The organism is Cereibacter sediminicola, assembly GCF_007668225.1.
GTDB classification, from domain to species: domain Bacteria; phylum Pseudomonadota; class Alphaproteobacteria; order Rhodobacterales; family Rhodobacteraceae; genus Cereibacter_A; species Cereibacter_A azotoformans.
The window spans coordinates 145,489-162,903 of record NZ_VDEK01000001.1; the positions used below are offsets into that span (position 1 = coordinate 145,489).

At 70.2% G+C, this 17,415-nt stretch carries 15 protein-coding genes and 1 tRNA gene; 10 read left to right on the forward strand and 6 right to left on the reverse strand.

All coding sequences use genetic code 11. The annotated features are described in order from the left end of the window. Positions 1-41: 41 nt before the first annotated feature. From mltG to fabG, 4 genes are all read right to left on the reverse strand, one after another. The gene (mltG, locus tag FG154_RS00670; RefSeq protein ID WP_145103303.1) at positions 42-1,220 is read right to left on the reverse strand and encodes an endolytic transglycosylase MltG; all 1,179 of its coding nucleotides are present in this window, start codon (positions 1,218-1,220) and stop codon (positions 42-44) included. Continuing rightward, entirely contained in the window at positions 1,220-2,482 is a 1,263-nt protein-coding gene (gene fabF, locus FG154_RS00675; protein ID WP_145103306.1) for a beta-ketoacyl-ACP synthase II, read from the reverse strand. Before fabF ends, mltG begins: the two co-directional genes overlap by 1 nt. Positions 2,483-2,924: 442 nt before the next feature. After that, positions 2,925-3,158 carry an acyl carrier protein gene (locus FG154_RS00680; RefSeq protein ID WP_002719616.1) on the reverse strand — a complete coding sequence of 78 codons (234 nt, stop codon included), beginning with the start codon at positions 3,156-3,158 and terminating at the stop codon, positions 2,925-2,927. A 177-nt stretch (positions 3,159-3,335) separates the two neighbouring features. Beyond that, positions 3,336-4,073, reverse strand: coding sequence for a 3-oxoacyl-[acyl-carrier-protein] reductase (gene fabG, locus FG154_RS00685; RefSeq protein WP_145103309.1), 738 nt, complete (start codon positions 4,071-4,073; stop codon positions 3,336-3,338). Between the two features lie 260 nt (positions 4,074-4,333). On the opposite strand from fabG, the gene alr reads away from it, so the two are divergent. The 8 genes from alr to FG154_RS00725 all read left to right on the forward strand — a co-directional run bounded on the left by alr (position 4,334) and on the right by FG154_RS00725 (position 11,709). Then, positions 4,334-5,383 (forward strand): alanine racemase, encoded by a 1,050-nt coding sequence (alr, locus tag FG154_RS00690; protein ID WP_145103312.1) that lies wholly within the window; start codon positions 4,334-4,336, stop codon positions 5,381-5,383. After that, positions 5,380-6,162: an MlaE family ABC transporter permease gene (locus tag FG154_RS00695; RefSeq protein ID WP_145103315.1), complete on the forward strand. Its 783-nt coding sequence runs from the start codon at positions 5,380-5,382 to the stop codon at positions 6,160-6,162. The genes alr and FG154_RS00695 overlap by 4 nt, the downstream gene beginning before the upstream one ends. Next, complete coding sequence (locus tag FG154_RS00700) at positions 6,159-6,905, forward strand: ABC transporter ATP-binding protein (RefSeq protein ID WP_101340366.1); 747 nt, start codon at positions 6,159-6,161, stop codon at positions 6,903-6,905. The genes FG154_RS00695 and FG154_RS00700 overlap by 4 nt, the downstream gene beginning before the upstream one ends. A 1-nt stretch (position 6,906) precedes the next feature. Continuing rightward, a complete protein-coding gene (locus FG154_RS00705) occupies positions 6,907-7,332 on the forward strand; it encodes a paraquat-inducible protein A (RefSeq protein WP_145103318.1) in 426 nt (141 codons plus the stop codon). A 66-nt stretch (positions 7,333-7,398) separates the two neighbouring features. After that, the gene (gene radA, locus FG154_RS00710) at positions 7,399-8,757 is read left to right on the forward strand and encodes a DNA repair protein RadA (protein ID WP_145103321.1); all 1,359 of its coding nucleotides are present in this window, start codon (positions 7,399-7,401) and stop codon (positions 8,755-8,757) included. 18 nt (positions 8,758-8,775) lie between these two features. Beyond that, entirely contained in the window at positions 8,776-9,366 is a 591-nt protein-coding gene (locus tag FG154_RS00715; RefSeq protein WP_145103324.1) for a CvpA family protein, read from the forward strand. Positions 9,367-9,450: 84 nt separating this feature from the next. After that, positions 9,451-10,911: an amidophosphoribosyltransferase gene (gene purF / locus FG154_RS00720; protein ID WP_145103327.1), complete on the forward strand. Its 1,461-nt coding sequence runs from the start codon at positions 9,451-9,453 to the stop codon at positions 10,909-10,911. Positions 10,912-11,043: 132 nt separating this feature from the next. Next, positions 11,044-11,709 (forward strand): SDR family oxidoreductase, encoded by a 666-nt coding sequence (locus FG154_RS00725; protein WP_145103330.1) that lies wholly within the window; start codon positions 11,044-11,046, stop codon positions 11,707-11,709. Positions 11,710-11,839: 130 nt separating this feature from the next. Here the strand turns inward: FG154_RS00725 and FG154_RS00730 are convergent. After that, positions 11,840-11,914 (reverse strand) — tRNA-Val (locus FG154_RS00730). Between the two features lie 273 nt (positions 11,915-12,187). Between FG154_RS00730 and FG154_RS00735 the strand changes: the two genes are divergently transcribed. Continuing rightward, positions 12,188-13,480, forward strand: coding sequence for an O-acetylhomoserine aminocarboxypropyltransferase/cysteine synthase family protein (locus tag FG154_RS00735; RefSeq protein WP_145103332.1), 1,293 nt, complete (start codon positions 12,188-12,190; stop codon positions 13,478-13,480). Between the two features lie 48 nt (positions 13,481-13,528). Here FG154_RS00735 and FG154_RS00740 read toward each other — a convergent pair whose 3' ends face one another. After that, positions 13,529-14,233 carry an SIMPL domain-containing protein gene (locus FG154_RS00740; RefSeq protein ID WP_145103334.1) on the reverse strand — a complete coding sequence of 235 codons (705 nt, stop codon included), beginning with the start codon at positions 14,231-14,233 and terminating at the stop codon, positions 13,529-13,531. Positions 14,234-14,452: 219 nt separating this feature from the next. On the opposite strand from FG154_RS00740, the gene FG154_RS00745 reads away from it, so the two are divergent. Next, on the forward strand, positions 14,453-17,326 hold the full coding sequence (locus FG154_RS00745; protein WP_246100096.1) for a translation initiation factor 2: 2,874 nt from the start codon (positions 14,453-14,455) through the stop codon (positions 17,324-17,326). Positions 17,327-17,415: the final 89 nt, after the last annotated feature.

Sequence of the window (17,415 nt, forward strand, 5' to 3'; positions counted from 1 at the left end):
GCGATCCCTTAACCTTTCGGCAAGGATCGCGCCACGCCCGGTCACTCGCCCTGGATCCCCACCGGGGGCGGCATCCCGCGCTCGGCCTCGATCCGCCGCCAGGCGGCGACGTTGCGGTTGTGCTCGGCCAGGGTCCGCGCGAAGGCATGGCCCCCGCTGCCATCGGCCACGAAATAAAGGTAATCCGTCTCGGCCGGGTTCAGCGCCGCCTCGATCGAGAGCCGGCCGGGATTGGCGATGGGCGTAGGCGGCAGCCCGTCGATCACATAGGTGTTGTAGTCGGTCCGGCGGCGCAGCTCGCTCTGCCGCAGACCGCGGCCGAGGACGCCCTTGCCCTCGGTGATGCCATAGATCACCGTCGGGTCCGTCTGCAGCCGCATCCCCTGCGCCAGCCTGTTGACGAAGACGCTCGCCACCTGCGGCCGCTCCGAGGAAATGCCGGTCTCCTTCTCGACGATGCTCGCCATGATCATTGCCTCTTCCGGCGATCCGTAGGGCACGCTCGGGGACCGCGCGGCCCAAAGCTCGGCAATGATGCGCGCCTGCCGCTCCTGCATCTGCGCCAGAAGCGCCGCCCGGTCATCCCCCCGCGCGACCTCGTAACTGTCCGGGGCCAGCGAACCCTCCGGCGGGACCTCCTTGATCTCTCCCTCGAGGAACTCGGCCTTGCGCAGGCTCTCGACCACCTGCCAGCTCGTCACGCCCTCCGCCAGCGTCACGCGCCAGCGCAGGTCGCCTTCCCCGGCCGCCTCCCGGTAGGCTTCGGGCGCCTCACCCTCCCCCGGCACGAACTTCGCCACCTCGACGTAGCGGCCCTCGCCCGCGTCGAACTCGCGCAGGATGATCTCGGCCGCCACAACGCCGATCCGGTAGTTCACCTCGCGCCCGCAGGTGGATTGCCCGCCCGCCGTCAGGATGTCGAGGATCTGGGCCATCGAGGCGCCCGGCGGCAGCAGATAGCTGCCGAACTTCAGCCCCGCGGCCTTGTCGGAATAGTCCGCGCCGATGCGGAAGATGCGCGCATCGCTCACCGCGCCCTGCGACTCGAGCCGCCGGCTTACGACCGACAGCGAGTCTCCCCGCTCGACCCGCAGGCAGACGGCCTCGCTCAGCGGCCCGGGGCCGGTGTATTCCTGCCGCCCCCACGCCAGCAACCCTGCCGCCGCCACCAGCACCACGATGAACAGGGTGAGCGCGTTGGAGGCGACAGAGCGCCACATCACGAAGTGACCCGCCCGAGGATGAGCGACGCGTTGGTGCCACCGAACCCGAACGAGTTCGACAGCGCCACGTCGATCTTGCGCGGCCGCGCCACCTTCGGCGCGAGGTCGATCTTCGCCTCGACCGCCGGGGTCTCGAGGTTCAGCGTCGGCGGCGCCACCTGATCGCGGATCGCCAGCACGCAGAAGATCGCCTCGACCGCACCGGCCGCGCCCAGAAGATGACCGATGCTCGACTTGGTCGAGGACATGGTGGCCGCAGCCGCGGCATCACCCAGAAGCCGCTCGACCGCGCCCAGCTCGATGACGTCGGCCATGGTCGAGGTGCCGTGGGCGTTGATGTAGTCGATGGCCGAGGCCTCGAGACCGGCGCGCTTCAGCGCCATGGTCATCGAGCGGAAGCCACCGTCGCCATCCTCGGACGGGGCGGTGATGTGGTAGGCATCGCCCGACAGACCGTAACCCAGCACCTCGGCATAGATCTTCGCGCCCCGCGCCACGGCATGCTCATACTCCTCGAGCACCACGACGCCCGCACCCTCGCCCATGACGAATCCGTCGCGGTCGGCGTCCCACGGGCGCGAGGCGGCCTCGGGATCGTTGCTCCGCTTGGTCGAGAGCGCCTTGCAGGCGTTGAAGCCGGCGATCCCGATCTCCGAGATCGGGCTCTCCGCACCGCCCGCCAGCATGACGTCGGCATCCCCCAGCTGGATCAGCCGCGCCGCGTCGCCGATCGCGTGGGCGCCCGTCGAGCAGGCGGTGACGACCGCATGGTTTGGCCCCTTGTAGCCGAAGCGGATCGAGACCTGCCCCGAGGCCAGGTTGATGAGCGCCGAGGGAATGAAGAAGGGCGAGACGCGCTTGGGCCCCTTCTCCTTGATCAGGACGGCCGTGTCGGCGATGGCCGAAAGCCCGCCGATGCCCGAGCCGATCATCACGCCCGTGCGGCAACGCTGCTCCTCGGTCCCGGGCGCCCAGCCCGAGTCCTTCACAGCCTGCTCGGCCGCGGCCATGGCATAGAGGATGAAGTCGTCGACCTTGCGGCGGTCCTTCGGCTCCATCCAGTCGTCGGCGTTGAAGGTGCCGTCCGTGCCGTCGCCCAGCGGGATCTCGCAGGCGTACTGGGTGGTCACGCTGGACGGGTCGAAGCGCGTGATGGGCCCCGCGCCGGACTTCCCGGCCAGCAGCCGTTTCCACGTCTCCTCGACGCCGCACGCCAGCGGCGTGACCATGCCCAGCCCCGTGACAACCACTCGACGCATGCCATGACTCCTCTGCCAGCCCGTGCCCGGGCCCTTGTGGGTTGCGGTCTTACACGCGGCCACCGTCCTTCGCAACAAGCGCGGCCGCGGCCATGCGCCTGTCCGCCGCCCTCCGGGGGTGCCGCGAGAGGGGGCATCGAACCCCCTCCCGCGGCGTTGCCACGGACAGGGAACCCGCGGCCCTTCGAAAAGCGATGGGGGAGCTGCCGCGCGTCCCGCCGCGGCAGCTGCGCGCTGATGGCCGATCCGGGGCCGGTCGATGGTCCCGTCCCCGGCAGGGCCGGTTGCGGGGGTTCGATGCCCCCGCAACCGGCACCTCCCCGTCCGGCCGCTCACAACCGACCGGGGTGCACGGGCCCGAGCCTGTGCCTCACGCAACGAAAACCCCCGCCGAGCACGCTCGACGGGGGCCAATGTCTCGGACCCGAGGTCCGGTGGAAGCTCAGGCGGCTTCCGAGATGAACTTCACCGCATCGCCGAAGGTCTGGATGGTTTCGGCCGCATCGTCCGGGATCTCGATGCCGAACTCTTCCTCGAAGGCCATCACGAGCTCGACCGTGTCGAGGCTGTCCGCGCCGAGGTCATCGATGAACGAGGCATTCTCGGTCACCTTTTCCTCTTCGACGCCCAGATGCTCGACGACGATCTTCTTCACGCGATCAGCGATGTCGCTCATGTCACTTCCTCATTCGTTGCGGGAGGGTTCCCGGCTCGTTGTCCCTTGCCCTGCGGCAACTGGTGCAGTTAAGCCGGCGGCGTCAGCCCCGGCAACTCTGACGGGCCTATAGCAAGGCTCCTTCGCCAAGGCAAACGCTTTCCCGCGCCGAAAGTGCCGCATGCCGCCGGCGCTTTTTCAGAGCATGGCCATGCCGCCGTTCACATGCAGCGTGGCCCCCGTGACGTAGCCCGCCTCGGGGCTGGAAAGATAGAGAACGGCCGCCGCGATGTCCTGCGCCTCGCCCATCCGCCCCATGGGAACCTGGCCCAGGATGCGCCCCTTCTGCTCATCGTTCAGCTTTTCCGTCATGGCCGTGGCGATGAAGCCCGGCGCCACGGCATTGACCGTGATGCCCCGGCTCGCGACCTCGGCGGCCAGGCTCTTCGACATGGCGACCACCCCCGCCTTCGAGGCGGCATAGTTGGCCTGCCCCGGATTGCCCGTCGCCCCCACGATCGAGGTGATGTTGACGATCCGCCCCCAGCGCGCCTTCATCATGCCGCGCAGCACGCCCCGGCACAGCCGGAAGGTCGAGGTCAGGTTGACCTCGATCACCTGCGCCCAGTCCTCGTCCGACATCCGCATGGCCAGCTGGTCGCGCGTGATGCCCGCGTTGTTGACCAGGATGTCCACCGCGCCCATGACATCCGCCGCCTGTTTCGGCAGCGCCTCGACCGCCGCGGCGTCCGAGAGGTTGCAGGCCAGCATATGAGCCCGCCCGCCCAGCTCCGCCGCCAGCTCCTCAAGCGGCCCCGTCCGTGTGCCCGACAGCGCGACCGTCGCCCCCGCCGCATGGAGCGCGCGCGCGATGCCGCCGCCGATACCGCCCGAAGCGCCCGTGATCAGCGCCGATTTCCCTGTCAGATCGAACATGGTCCGTCTCCTCGCATTGGCTTTGCCGCCCTTTACCAGCGGCAGGACAGGCGCGCCACCCGACTTCGCCGCCGCAGCGCCGCGACAGGATGCACGCGATCTTCCGCCGCCTCCGCCTGCCCGGCCGAGCCTCGCCCCGGGCGCCTTCGGCGAACCGGCCGCAAAGGCTTCCGGTTTTCGTGACCGCCCGCCCGGCGGCCGACCGCCCGGCGCGGGCTTTCTCCCCTTGACGTCGCACTCGCAGCGGTGAAAACACCGCCATGGCCACCGCGACCCTCACCATCGACCTGGACGCCATCGCCGCCAACTGGCGCGCGCTCGACCAGATGACCGCCTCCGACTGCCAGACCGGCGCCGTCGTGAAGGCTGACGCCTACGGGCTCGGCGCGGCCAAGGTCGCCCATGCCCTCGCCCGGGCCGGCGCCCGGCGCTTCTTTGTCGCCGCCTGCGAGGAAGGGGCCGAGGTGCGCCGCGCGCTCGGCTCCGGCCCGCAGATCTGCGTCTTCTCGGGCCATATGGAGGGCGACACCGCCCTCATCCGCGACTTCGACCTCACGCCGATGCTGAACTCGATCGAGCAGCTCACCCGGCATTTCGAGACGCTCGGCGGCCAGCCCTTCGGGCTGCAACTCGACAGCGGCATGAACCGGCTCGGGCTCGAGCCCGGCGAGTGGGAGGCCGTGGCCGCCACCGCCCTCGAGGCGGGCCCGGAACTGCTGATGAGTCATCTCGCCTGCGCCGACGAGCCCGACCATCCGATGAACACCGAGCAGTTGCGCGCCTTCCGCGCCATGACGGACGGGACCGGCGTTCCCCGCTCGCTCTCGGCCACCGGCGGCATCCTGCTCGGCCCCTCCTGGCATTTCGAGCTGACACGCCCCGGCATCGGCCTCTACGGCGGCCGCCCGTTCGAGGAAGCCCGCCCGGTGGTGCATCTCTCGCTTCCCGTGATCCAGGTGCGCGAGGTCGAGATCGGCGAGCCCGTGGGCTATTCCAACAGCTGGACGGCCGAACACACCTCGACCATCGCCACGGTCGCCGCGGGCTATGCCGATGGCCTGCCGCGCACGCTGTCCTCGAAGGCTTCGCTCTTTGCCGGCCGCGTGCCCTGCCCGCTGGTCGGCCGCGTCTCGATGGACCTCATCACCGTGGACGTGAGCCACCTTCCCGAGGTGCCGGACGCGCTCGACATCCTGTGCCGCCACCAGACGCCCGACGATCTGGCCGACACGGCGGGAACCATCGGCTACGAGATCCTCACCAGTCTCGGGCGCCGCTACCAGCGCCGCTACGGGGCGCTCGCGGCGTGAGCCCGGCCGCTCCCATCGCGGCGCTCGGGCGGGCGACGCTCGGCGGGCTGGCGGCCATCGGCCGGATCGCCCTCTTTGCGGCCGCAGTCATCAGCCACCTCTTCCGGCCGCCCTTCTACCCGCGGGAGTTCTTCAACGCGCTGATTCAGATCGGCTGGCTCTCGCTGCCGGTCGTCGGTCTCACCGCGATCTTCACCGGGGGCGCCCTCGCGCTCCAGATCTACGCGGGCGGCGCGCGCTTCTCGGCCGAGGCGGTCGTGCCCTCGATCGTGGCCATCGGCATGACGCGCGAGCTTGGCCCCGTCCTCGGCGGGCTGATGGTCGCGGCCCGCGTGGCCTCCTCGATCGCGGCCGAGATCGGCACCATGAAGGTGACCGAGCAGATCGACGCGCTCGTGACCCTCTCGACCAACCCGCTGAAGTATCTTGCCGTGCCGCGCGTGCTGGCCGCCACGCTCGCCGTGCCGGTCCTGGTGGCCGTGGGCGATTCCATCGGCATCGCCGGCGGCTGGCTCGTGGGCGTGAACCGGCTCGACTTCAACTCGGCCACCTACATCAAGAACACCGTGGACTTCCTCGAGGTCTGGGACGTGGGCTCGGGCCTCGTGAAGGGCGCGGCCTTCGGCTTCATCGTGGCCCTGATGGGCTGCTATCACGGCATGAACTCGGGCCGCGGCGCGCAAGGCGTCGGCCGGGCCACCAAATCGGCCGTCGTCGCGGCGTCGGTCCTGATCCTTGCCGCGAACTACCTGCTGACGGAGGTGTTCTTCACCTCATGATCGAGCTTTCCGGCGTCACCAAGAGCTTCGGCTCGAACCAGGTCCTGCGCGGCATCGACCTGCGCATCGAGAGCAACAGCTCGATGGTCATCATCGGCGGCTCGGGCACGGGCAAGTCGGTGCTGCTCAAGTGCATCCTGGGCCTTGTCGCGCCCGATGGCGGCCGGATCCTGCTGAACGGCGAGGATGTGACCCGCGCCGAGCGCGACGCCTTCCTGGCCCGCTTCGGGATGCTGTTCCAGGGCGCGGCGCTCTTCGACTCGCTCCATGTCTGGGAGAACGTGGCCTTCCGGCTGCTCCGCGGCGCGCAGAAGCGGCCCAAGGCCGAGGCGCGCGAGATCGCCATCGAAAAGCTGCGCCGCGTGGGGCTCGGCCCTCAGGTGGCCGACCTCTATCCGGCCGAGCTGTCGGGCGGGATGCAGAAGCGCGTGGGTCTCGCCCGCGCCATCGCGGCCGAGCCCGAGATCATCTTCTTCGACGAACCCACCACCGGGCTCGACCCGATCATGGCCGGCGTCATCAACGACCTGATCCGCGAGATCGTGACCGAGATGGGCGCGACCGCCATGACCATCACCCACGACATGACCTCGGTCCGCGCCATCGCCGACAACGTGGCGATGCTCCACCGTGGCAAGATCCGCTGGACCGGCCCCGTGTCCGAACTCGACACCACGCCCGATCCTTACGTCCAGCAGTTCATCCACGGCCGCGCCGAGGGCCCGATCGAGGCGCTGCGCTAGGATGCTGCGTGCGGCGAACCTCGCGCTGCTCGTCCTGTTCCCCGTCGCTTGGTTCGCGCCCCTGATGCGGGCGGGGATGCTGCCGCTCTTTGGCCTGTCCGAAATATCCGTCATCTCGGGCCTGCAGTCGCTCTGGGGCACCGACGTCGGCCTTGCGCTGCTCGTGACCTTCTTCGCGATCTTCGCGCCCTACCTGAAGACCATCGGTCTCGCGCTCCTCCATGCGGGGCTTCTCTCGCCCCGCGTCCTGCCGGCGCTGCATCTGCTGGGCCGGCTTGCCATGGCCGACATCTTCCTGATCGCGCTCTATATCGTGCTCATCAAGGGCGTGGGCCTCGCCACGGTCGAGACCGCTTGGGGCCTCTGGTTCTTTACCGGCTGCATCCTCGCCTCGCTCGCCATCTCGTTCCTGACGCCCTCGCGCTGAACAGGCGCCGCGGCGGGCCTCCGCCTGCCGGCTTGCGCCCCCCTGCGCGAGCGGGCAAAAGGCGCCATGGCCAAGTCCTCCCCCGTCTTCACCTGCCAGACCTGCGGCGCCGTCCACCGCAAGTGGGCCGGCCGCTGCGACGCCTGCGGCGCCTGGAACTCGATCGCCGAGGAGACGCCGCTCTCGAGCGGCCCGAAGGCGCTCGGCGCCAAGGGCCGCACCATCGCGCTGACCGACCTCGCAACCGAAGAGGCGCCCCCGCCGCGTACCTCCTCGGGCATCGACGAGCTGGACCGCGTGCTCGGCGGCGGCCTCGTGCCCGCCTCGGCGATCCTTGTGGGCGGCGATCCGGGCATCGGCAAATCCACGCTCCTGCTGCAAGCGGCCGCAAGCTTCGCCAACGGCGGGGTCAAGTGCCTCTACATCTCGGGCGAGGAGGCCGCGGCGCAGGTACGGATGCGCGCCCAGCGGCTCGGCCTCGGGCAGGCGCCCGTGGCGCTAGGCGCCGAGACGAACCTGCGCGACATCCTGACCACGCTCGACGCCGAGCGCCCGGCGCTCGCCATCATCGACTCGATCCAGACCATGTGGCTCGACAATGTCGAGTCGGCCCCCGGCTCGGTGGCCCAGGTCCGCGCCTCGGCGCACGAGCTTGTGACCTTCGCCAAGCGGCGGGGCGTGGCCATCGTCATCGTGGGGCATGTGACGAAAGAGGGCCAGATCGCCGGCCCCCGCGTCGTCGAGCACATGGTCGACACCGTCCTCTATTTCGAGGGCGAGCGCGGCCACCAGTTCCGCATCCTGCGCGCAGTCAAGAACCGCTTCGGCCCCGCCGACGAGATCGGCGTCTTCGAGATGACCGGCGGCGGGCTGGCACAGGTCTCGAACCCCTCGGCGCTCTTCCTGTCGGACCGCGACCAGCCCGCCCCCGGCTCGGCCGTCTTCGCGGGCATCGAGGGCACGCGCCCGGTCCTCACCGAGATCCAGGCCCTCGTCTCTCCCTCGCCGCTCGGCACGCCGCGCCGGACGGTGGTGGGCCTCGACAGCGGCCGGCTCTCGACCATCCTCGCCGTCCTCGAGGCGCGCTGCGGCATCCCCTTCGCGGGCCTCGACGTTTTTCTGAATGTGGCCGGGGGCATGCGGGTTTCGGAACCCGCCGCCGACCTCGCCGTGGCCGCGGCCCTCGTCTCGGCGCGTGAGGATGTGGCAATTCCGCCCGACATGGTGCTTTTCGGCGAGATCTCCCTCTCGGGCGCCCTTCGCCCCGTGACCCAGACGGAAAGCCGCTTGAAAGAGGCCTCGAAACTTGGTTTCTCGCAGGCAGTTGCGCCGACCCGCTCGAAAGTGGGCCAGGACGCGGGGATGCGGGTGCGCCAGATGCCCGACCTCGCGGCATTCGTGGGTGAGATGTTCGGGGCAGGGTAACGCCGAAGGAGCGGGCACATGGAAGGCTTCACCATCATCGACGCCGTGGTTGCGGCTGTCATCGTGCTGTCGGCGATCCTCGCCTATTCGCGCGGCCTCGTCCGCGAGGTCATGGCGATTGCCGGCTGGGTGGCGGCGGCGGTCCTCGCCTTCGTCTTCGCGGCGCAGGCCCAGCCCCTGATCAAGGAGGTGCCGGTCCTCGGCGACTTCCTCGGAGACAGTTGCGAGCTGTCGATCATCGCGGCCTTCGCCGCGGTCTTCGCCCTCGCCCTCGTGCTCCTGTCGCTGTTCACGCCGCTCTTCTCCTCGGCCATCCGCAATTCCGCTCTGGGCGGCCTCGACCAGAGCCTGGGCTTCCTCTTCGGCGTCCTGCGCGGCGTGGTGCTCGTGGCGGTGGCGCTGATCGTCTATGACCGGGCCGTGGCCTCGAACACGATCCCGATGGTGGACAATTCCCGCTCGGCGCGTGTCTTTGCCTCCTTCCAGGAGAACATCGACCAGTCGATACCGACGGACGCGCCCGGCTGGATCGTCGCCCGCTATGAGCAGCTCGTAAGCAGCTGCACCGCTCCCGCACCCGCCACCCCGGCCCCCGCACCCGCCAACTGACGGAGCACGGCTTTGTGAGGGTGACAGAGGCATGACAAGCCACTACATGAGGGGCCAATCTCCCCTCGGATTCGGAGCCCTCCCATGCGCCCCTTCCTGAGCCACCCCTTCGACGATGACAAGTTGAAGGAAGAGTGCGGCGTTTTCGGTGTCATCGGCGTGTGTGACGCAGCCAATTTCGTGGCCCTCGGCATGCATGCCCTGCAGCATCGTGGGCAGGAAGCGGGCGGCATCGTCTCCTACGATCCCGAGCACGGCTTCAACTCGGCCCGGCGCTTCGGCTACGTCCGCGACAACTTCACCGATCCCGCGACCATGTCCACCCTGCCGGGGGCGCTTGCCATCGGCCATGTCCGCTATTCCACCGCCGGCTCCAAGGGCGCGACCGCGATCCGCGACGTGCAGCCCTTCTTTGGCGAGTTCGCGATGGGCGGTGCGGCGATCGCCCACAACGGCAACCTGACCAATGCCGCGGCCCTGCGCCGCGAACTGATCGAGCGCGGCTCGATCTTCCAGTCCTCGTCCGACAGCGAATGCATCATCCACCTGATGGCGCGCTCGATCCAGAAGAACATCCCCGAGCGGATGAAGGACGCGCTGCGCCGCGTCGAGGGGGCCTTCTCGGTCGTGGCCATGACGCGCACCAAGCTGATCGGCGTGCGCGATCCCTTGGGCGTGCGCCCGCTGGTGATCGGCCGGATCGGCGAGGGCTGGGCGCTGTCGTCGGAGACCTGCGGCCTCGACATCATCGGCGCCGATTTCGTCCGCGAGGTCGAGCCGGGCGAGATGGTGGTGATCGACGAGAAGGGCATCGAGAGCTTTCACCCGTTCGACCGCCGCCCGGCCCGCTTCTGCATCTTCGAGCACGTCTATTTCTCGCGGCCCGACTCGATCCTCGGCGGCCGCTCGGTCTATGAGACCCGCCGCCAGATCGGCGTGGAACTCGCCAAGGAAGCGCCCGTGGACGCCGATCTGGTCTGCCCGGTGCCCGATTCCGGCACACCGGCCGCCATCGGCTTCAGCCAGCAATCGGGCATCCCCTATGCGATGGGCATCATCCGCAACCAGTATATGGGGCGGACCTTCATCGAGCCGACCGAGCAGATCCGCAACATGGGCGTGCGGCTGAAGCTCAACGTCAACCGCGCCCTGATCAAGGGCAAGCGGGTGATCCTGGTGGACGATTCGGTTGTCCGCGGCACGACGTCGCGCAAGATCAAGGACATGATCCTCGATGCCGGCGCGGCCGAGGTACATTTCCGCATCGCCTCCCCGCCCACCGCCTGGCCCTGCTTCTACGGGGTGGACACGCCGGAACGCGCCAAACTTCTGGCCGCCAACATGTCCGAGGACGAGATGCGCGACTGGATCGGCGTGGATTCGCTGCGCTTCATCTCGCTAGACGGCCTCTACCGGGCCGTGGGTGAGGCCGCGGGCCGCGACCCCAAGGCCCCGCGCTACTGCGACGCCTGCTTCTCGGGCGATTATCCCGTGGCTCCGTCGGACAAGATCGACCAGGGGTTCGAGATGAAGGCGGCCCAGTAGGCCGCCCGCCCCGCGGCGCGCACCGGCTGCCCGCGCCGCCCCCCCCGCTTGCGCCCACCCGTGTTTTTGGCCATAGGCTGAAGCGCCGCAGACCCGGAGTCGCGGCGTTTTTCCAGTCAGAAGGCCGCCCCGATGAGCACCCTGCCCTCGCCCCGCATCGCCCTTGTAACCGGAGCCTCCCGCGGGCTCGGCACCGCGATCGCCGAGGAACTCGGCGTTGCGGGCTGGCATGTGGTCGCGGTCGCTCGCACCACCGGCGGGCTCGAGGACATGGACGACCGCATCCGCGGCCGCAGGCCGGGCGCCGAGCCCGCCACGCTCGCGCCGATGGACGTGACCAACGACGATGCGATGCGCCACCTCTGCCGCTCGATCTATGACCGCTGGGGGGCGGTGCATCTCTGGGTCCATGCGGCCATCCATGCGGCACCGCTCTGCCCGACGGGCCATGTCGAGCCCAAGGACTGGGACAAGTCGATCGCGACCAACGTGCGGGCGACCGGCATCCTGATCCCCATGGTCGAGCCGCTGCTTCGCGCCGGTCAGGGCACCGCCCTCTTCTTCGACGATCCGCGCGGCGGCGAGCCCTTCTTCGGCTCCTATGGCGCGACCAAGGCCGCGCAGATGGCCCTCGTGCGGAGCTGGCAGGCCGAGACCCGCAAGATCGGCCCGCGCGTCCTGATCGAGACCCCGAATCCGATGCCGACCGCCACCCGCGGCCGCTTCTACCCCGGCGAGGATCGCGCGAAACTCGCCGACATCCACACCGAGGCGCAGCGGATTCTGGCGCTGCTCTGATCCCTGAGCCCACGCGCAGCCGTGCCTTCCGCGCGGCTGCCGCCTCCGGCACGGAAGCTACGCAACGCCGAAGGCCCGCGCTCTTGCGCGGGCGTCTGCATGCCGTCTGTGCCGGGATGGTGCGGTATGATGGTGGGCGATAACGGATTTGAACCGCTGACATCTTCGATGTGAACGAAGCGCTCTACCGCTGAGCTAATCGCCCTGTGAGGCGGGTACTACCGCCACTTTCCGGCTTCCGCAAGAGCCCTCGACGAAAATTTCTGCCCCCCGCTCCGACTTCCTGTGCGGGCACCCGGAAAGGCACCGGCAACGCCCGACGCGCCCCCTTCCGGTCCCGTGCTCCCGCCAGTCCAGCTTGCTCTGCGGCTCATGGCCGGACACACGACCGAGGGTCGTTTCGGCTGGCGCGGCGCCCGTTGTGCGGCGGAAGGCTTTCCCCTAGGGTCGCCCGAACCAGACCAGAGGGGGGAGACCGATGAGCTCAGACCGCAAGCTCGGCTTCGACACGCTGCAGATCCACGCCGGGGCCAGACCCGATCCGGCGACGGGCGCGCGGCAGGTGCCGATCTACCAGACGACCGCCTATGTCTTTCGGGATGCGGACCATGCGGCGCGCCTCTTCAACCTCGAGGAGGTCGGCTACATCTACTCGCGCCTGACCAACCCGACCGTTCAGGCGCTGGCCGAGCGTGTGGCCGCGCTCGAGGGCGGCGCGGGCGCGGTCTGCTGCTCGTCGGGGCATGCGGCGCAGATCATGGCGCTCTTCCCGCTGATGGGGCCGGGGCGCAACATCGTGGCCTCGACCCGCCTCTATGGCGGCACGATCACCCAGTTCTCGCAGACGATCCGGCGCTTCGGCTGGTCAGCCAAGTTCGTGGATTTCGACGACCTCGCCGCCCTCGAGGCCGCGGTGGACGAGGATACCCGCGCCATCTTCTGCGAGACGATCGCCAACCCGGGCGGTGTCATCACCGATCTCGACGCGGTGGCGGCCGTGGCCGACAAGGTGGGCCTGCCGCTGATCGTGGACAACACGACCGCGACCCCCTGGCTCTGCCGCCCGATCGAGCATGGCGCGACGCTGGTGGTCCATTCCGCGACCAAGTATCTGACCGGCAACGGCACCGTCACCGGCGGCGTGATCGTCGATTCCGGCAAGTTCGACTGGTCGGCCTCGGGCAAGTTCCCGAGCCTCTCGGAACCCGAGCCCGCCTATCACGGCCTCGTCTTCCACAAGGCGCTGGGGCCGATGGCCTACACGTTCCACTCGATCGCCGTGGGGCTGCGCGACCTGGGCATGACCATGAACCCGCAGGGGGCGCATTACACGCTGATGGGGATCGAGACCCTCAGCCTGCGCATGGCCCGCCATGTCGAGAACGCCCGCCGGATCGCCGAGTGGCTCGAGGCCGATCCGCGCGTCGAATATGTCACCTACGCGGGGCTTCCCTCCTCGAAGTGGCACGATCGCGTGGCGCGGATCTGCCCGAAAGGGGCCGGCGCGCTCTTCACCTTCGCCGTGAAGGGCGGCTACGACGCCTGCGTCAAGCTCGTGGACGCGCTTGAGCTGTTCAGCCATGTGGCGAACCTTGGCGACACGCGCTCGCTGGTGATCCACTCGGCCTCGACCACGCACCGCCAGCTCTCGCCCGAGCAGCAGGAGGCGGCGGGGGCCGCGCCGAACGTCGTGCGCCTGTCGATCGGGATCGAGGATGCCGACGACCTGATCGCCGACCTCGATCAGGCGCTCGCGAAGGCCACGGCCTGAGGCCAAACTTCAGGGGCGACATGAAGATCGCCCCTGAATCCCCTGTTATCAGGGCTGAACGATCTCATAGACCAGCGTCACTCGCGCGGTGGTCTCGATCTCTCCCTCGGCCACCGGCACGGGCGCACCCATCGCGGCCTCGCGGTACATCGGCATCGGCGGGCGATAGTCGTCGCCCCCTTCGCGGATCTCGAGGATGGGCCCCAGCGTCACGCCGGCCGCATCGGTCAGCAGCTCCGCCCGCGACCGGGCCTTGGCCACGGCCTTCCTGCGCGCCTCGTCCATCGCGGGCTCGGGATCGGCCAGGGCGAAGCTGACCCCGTGCAGGGTGTTCACCCCGTCCTGCACCGCCTCGTCCAGCACCGATCCGAGCCGGGCAAGATCCCGCACGCGCACCGTCAGCATGTTCGAGGCGACATAGCCCTCGATCCGCGGCGCCGCCCCGTCGGGCCCCTGCGTCCAGTTCGGGTTGAGCGAGAGGCCCGAGGTGTGCAGGTCCCGGTCCTCGATGCCGGCCCCCTTCAGCCGCTCGAGCACCCGCGCCAGGTTCGCGCTGTTGCCCGACATGGCCTCGGCCGCGGTCGCCCCCTCGCTGGTCACGCCCAGCGTGATCGTCGCCAGATCGGGTCGGCCCGCCACCATTCCCTCGCCCGTCACCGTCAGGCGCGCGGTTTCGGCCAGCGCGGACCCGGCGAGGGCGCCGGCGGGCAGCGCGACAGCGGTGCAGAGCATCAGGACTTTCGCAATGTTCATCTGGAATGTTCCTCCTTGGAGATGGCAGCGTTCACCTCTGTGACGCATCGGGCAAGGCGATCCTTGGGTGTTTTCCTTCCATTCGGCAAAAAGCTGCTGTAACACCGGAAAGGCCGAGGCCCGGACTCCCCGGTGTGCCGCCAGATGTGCTAGACCCGCGAAATGAAACCGAGATTTGCCCTCAACCTTACGCCTGAGGCCGCGAGTCTGCTTCGGCGGATGCCCGACGGATGGGAAGAACTGGGGCGGGTGCCCTTTGATGCACCCGACCTCGATGAGGCGCTGGCGGCCCTGCGCCAGGCGGCTCAGGCCGACGCCGGAGAGGCGGGGGTCACCGCCAAGATCGTGATCCCGAACTCGCAGGTCCTCTATACCACGCTGGCCGCGCCGGGGCCGGACCGGGCCAGCCGGGGGGCGCAGATCCGCGCGGGTCTCGAGGGGCTGACGCCCTACGAGGTCAAGGATCTGGTCTACGACTTCGAGCCTCAGGGCGATGAAGTGCGCGTGGCCGTGGTTGCACGCGAGACGCTTGACGAGGCCGAGGGTTTCGCCGAGCAGCATGGCTTCAACCCGGTGGCGTTCGTTGCCATCCCCGTCAACGGCAGCTTCCCGCGCGAGCCCTCGTTCGGCATCCTTTCCGCCGCGCAGCGCCGCCTGCCGAACGGCACGAGGGTGGAGCGCGACGCCGAGCCGATTCGGATCCTGCCGCTCGACATCGCCGAGGATCCTGAGCCCGCCGAAGAGGAGGGTCCGGCCGACGCCGGGCCGGTCCTCGACGAGGCCGCGCCGGATGCCGTGGCGCCGCCGCCCGCCCCGCCCGTGCCCGAGCTGCCCGAAGATACGGCGCCCGCCGAACCCGAGGCAGACCCGCCCACGCCCGGGACGGATGAGCCGGTGGCGGTCGTTCCTGCGCCTGCCGAGCCCGAGGAGACCTCGTCCCCGGAACTGCCGGAAGCCTTCGGGCCGGCCGAGGACGAGCCGTGGGAGCCCGCGCCCGATCTCGCCGCACTGGCCTCGCTCACGCCGGACGAGAGCGCCCTTGCCCTGCCCGAACCCGAGGTCGAAGAGCCCGTCGAGCCAGAGGCTTTCCTGACCGAGGCCGAACCCGCGGCCCAAGCGGTGCCGCAGGAAGAGCCTCCCACCCCGGAGGACGAGTTCTTCATGCCGCCGCCGCTCGTCCGGGCGCCGGAACGGCCGATCCCGAACGCGCGCGAGCTTCCGCCCTTCACGCCGCCCCCGCCGCCCAAGCCTGCGGTGACAAGCCCCGAGGTGCCCGAAGCGCCGTATGTCGAGCTTGAGGGCGACGATGTGCCGGAGATGCCGCCCGGCACCTTCGCAAGCCGCCGGGTCGCGGCCGAGGCCATCCACACCCGCCCCGCAGCGCGTGTCACGTCAGAGCCGAAGCCCGCGCGCCCGGCCGAACCCGTCCTGCGCGCCCCTGGCGGCCGCTCGGCGCTGCCTCCGCGCGGCCCGGCGCCCCAGACCGGCCGCGCCGCACCTCCGGCCGCCGTGACGGCGCCGGGGCTTGCGGCCGCGCGGCCGAAGGCGCAGACGGGGCCGGCACGGCAACAGCCGAAGACCGAGGAACGCCCGGACAAGCCGTTCGGCGTCTTTGGCGGCAAGCCCGCGCCGACGCGGGGCAAGCCGCGCTTTCTCGGCCTGATACTGACGGTCGCGCTGCTCGTCCTGCTGGCGGCGGTCGCGGCGCTCTCGTCCTACCTTGTTGCCGCCAACGAGGATGGGCCGAGGACCGCGCTCGCCATCTCCGAGGCGACGCCGGAGCTTCTGGCATCGGATCAGGAACCGCCACCCGAAGAGGCCGTTTCCGCGCAACCGCAGCCCGAAGAGCCTGTCGAGGCCGCAAATGCAGGCGCCCCGGCCGAGGCCGAGACACCCGCTGCGACCGAGGCCGCCGAGGCGCCCGCCCCGGCCGCCGAGGCGCCGCGCGTGGTCTCTGACGAGGGCGGACGGGCCAAGCCCGCCGAGACGCCGCAGGACGAGATCTTCCTCACGACGATGGACTCGCCGCTGCCGTCGCTCGACGCGGTGGCGCTGCCGCCGCCGCCGGTCGAACTCGATGCCGCGCCGGGGATGCCCCTGCCGCCGCCCCCCTTCGGCGCAAGCTACGAACTCGACGAGCGCGGCCTGATCCGGCCAAGCCCGGAAGGCGTGCTGGCCCCCGGCGAGTTCCTGCTGATCCAGGGCAAGCCGCCGATCCTGCCCCCGCGCCGCCCGTCCGTGGCCGAGCCCGAGGCGGCAGCGCCCGCCGCCGAAGCCGCGCCCCGCGCCGCGGCCAGCCCGGGCTCGATCTTCCCCGGCCCGGCCAGTGCCGCATCCGCGGAGGCCCCGACCCCGGCCGTCGCCGACCCCGCGCTCTCGGGCCGGCGGCCGAAAGAGCGCCCCGCACGCCCCGAAGCCGAAGAGGCGGCCGCCGAACCCGAGGCCGCAACCGAAGCCGCCACCCCGCGGATGAGCAGCCTTCGTCCGCGCCTGCGCCCGGTCGATCCCGAACCCGGCCAGCCCGAGGCGCAGGGGGCGACGCTTGCCATGGCGCTGACGCCCGCGCCGCGACCCGATGGCGCTCCCGAAGCGGTGGCCACCTCGAGCGGCGCGATCAGCCCGCTCGCCCTCGCCGTCTCGCGCAAGCCCGAGGCCCGGCCAAACGATTTCTCGGACGCGATCGAGGCCGCCGTTGCCGCCGCCGTTCAGGCTCCGCACACGCCCGCCCCCGCCCCGGCCCCCGTCGTTGCCGCGGCGCCGGCCCCGCGGCAGGTGGCGCCGGCCGTCGCGGCCCCCCTGCCCGAGGACGATGACGAACCCGAGGTCGTCGCCGCCCCCCGGATCCCGACCCGCGCCAACGTGGCGCAGAATGCGACCTTCACCAAGGCCATCAACCTGTCGAAGACCAATCTGATCGGCGTCTATGGGACGTCCTCGAACCGCTATGCCCTCGTTCGCCAGTCCAACGGGCGCTACGTCAAGCTTCGCGTGGGCGACCGGCTTGACGGCGGGGTCGTGGCCGCCATCACCGCCTCCGAACTGCGCTACAAGAAGGGCAGCCGGATGTTCGCCCTGAGCATGCCGAAGGGGTGAGCTCCGGGGCCAACGCGCCGGATCATCGGCCGCAGCCGCGACAGTTCGGGCACAGCGACAGGATGGACAGGGCGCAAGGCCGGGCGATA

Bases quoted from the DNA above. Each gene is read 5' to 3' on its own strand.
- mltG (WP_145103303.1), bottom strand. From the start codon at position 1,220: ATGTGGCGCTCTGTCGCCTCCAACGCGCTCACCCTGTTCATCGTGGTG.
- fabF (WP_145103306.1), bottom strand. From the start codon at position 2,482: ATGCGTCGAGTGGTTGTCACGGGGCTGGGCATGGTCACGCCGCTGGCG.
- FG154_RS00680 (WP_002719616.1), bottom strand. From the start codon at position 3,158: ATGAGCGACATCGCTGATCGCGTGAAGAAGATCGTCGTCGAGCATCTG.
- fabG (WP_145103309.1), bottom strand. From the start codon at position 4,073: ATGTTCGATCTGACAGGGAAATCGGCGCTGATCACGGGCGCTTCGGGC.
- alr (WP_145103312.1), top strand. From the start codon at position 4,334: ATGGCCACCGCGACCCTCACCATCGACCTGGACGCCATCGCCGCCAAC.
- FG154_RS00700 (WP_101340366.1), top strand. From the start codon at position 6,159: ATGATCGAGCTTTCCGGCGTCACCAAGAGCTTCGGCTCGAACCAGGTC.
- FG154_RS00705 (WP_145103318.1), top strand. From the start codon at position 6,907: ATGCTGCGTGCGGCGAACCTCGCGCTGCTCGTCCTGTTCCCCGTCGCT.
- radA (WP_145103321.1), top strand. From the start codon at position 7,399: ATGGCCAAGTCCTCCCCCGTCTTCACCTGCCAGACCTGCGGCGCCGTC.
- FG154_RS00715 (WP_145103324.1), top strand. From the start codon at position 8,776: ATGGAAGGCTTCACCATCATCGACGCCGTGGTTGCGGCTGTCATCGTG.
- purF (WP_145103327.1), top strand. From the start codon at position 9,451: ATGCGCCCCTTCCTGAGCCACCCCTTCGACGATGACAAGTTGAAGGAA.
- FG154_RS00725 (WP_145103330.1), top strand. From the start codon at position 11,044: ATGAGCACCCTGCCCTCGCCCCGCATCGCCCTTGTAACCGGAGCCTCC.
- FG154_RS00735 (WP_145103332.1), top strand. From the start codon at position 12,188: ATGAGCTCAGACCGCAAGCTCGGCTTCGACACGCTGCAGATCCACGCC.
- FG154_RS00740 (WP_145103334.1), bottom strand. From the start codon at position 14,233: ATGAACATTGCGAAAGTCCTGATGCTCTGCACCGCTGTCGCGCTGCCC.
- FG154_RS00745 (WP_246100096.1), top strand. From the start codon at position 14,453: ATGCCCGACGGATGGGAAGAACTGGGGCGGGTGCCCTTTGATGCACCC.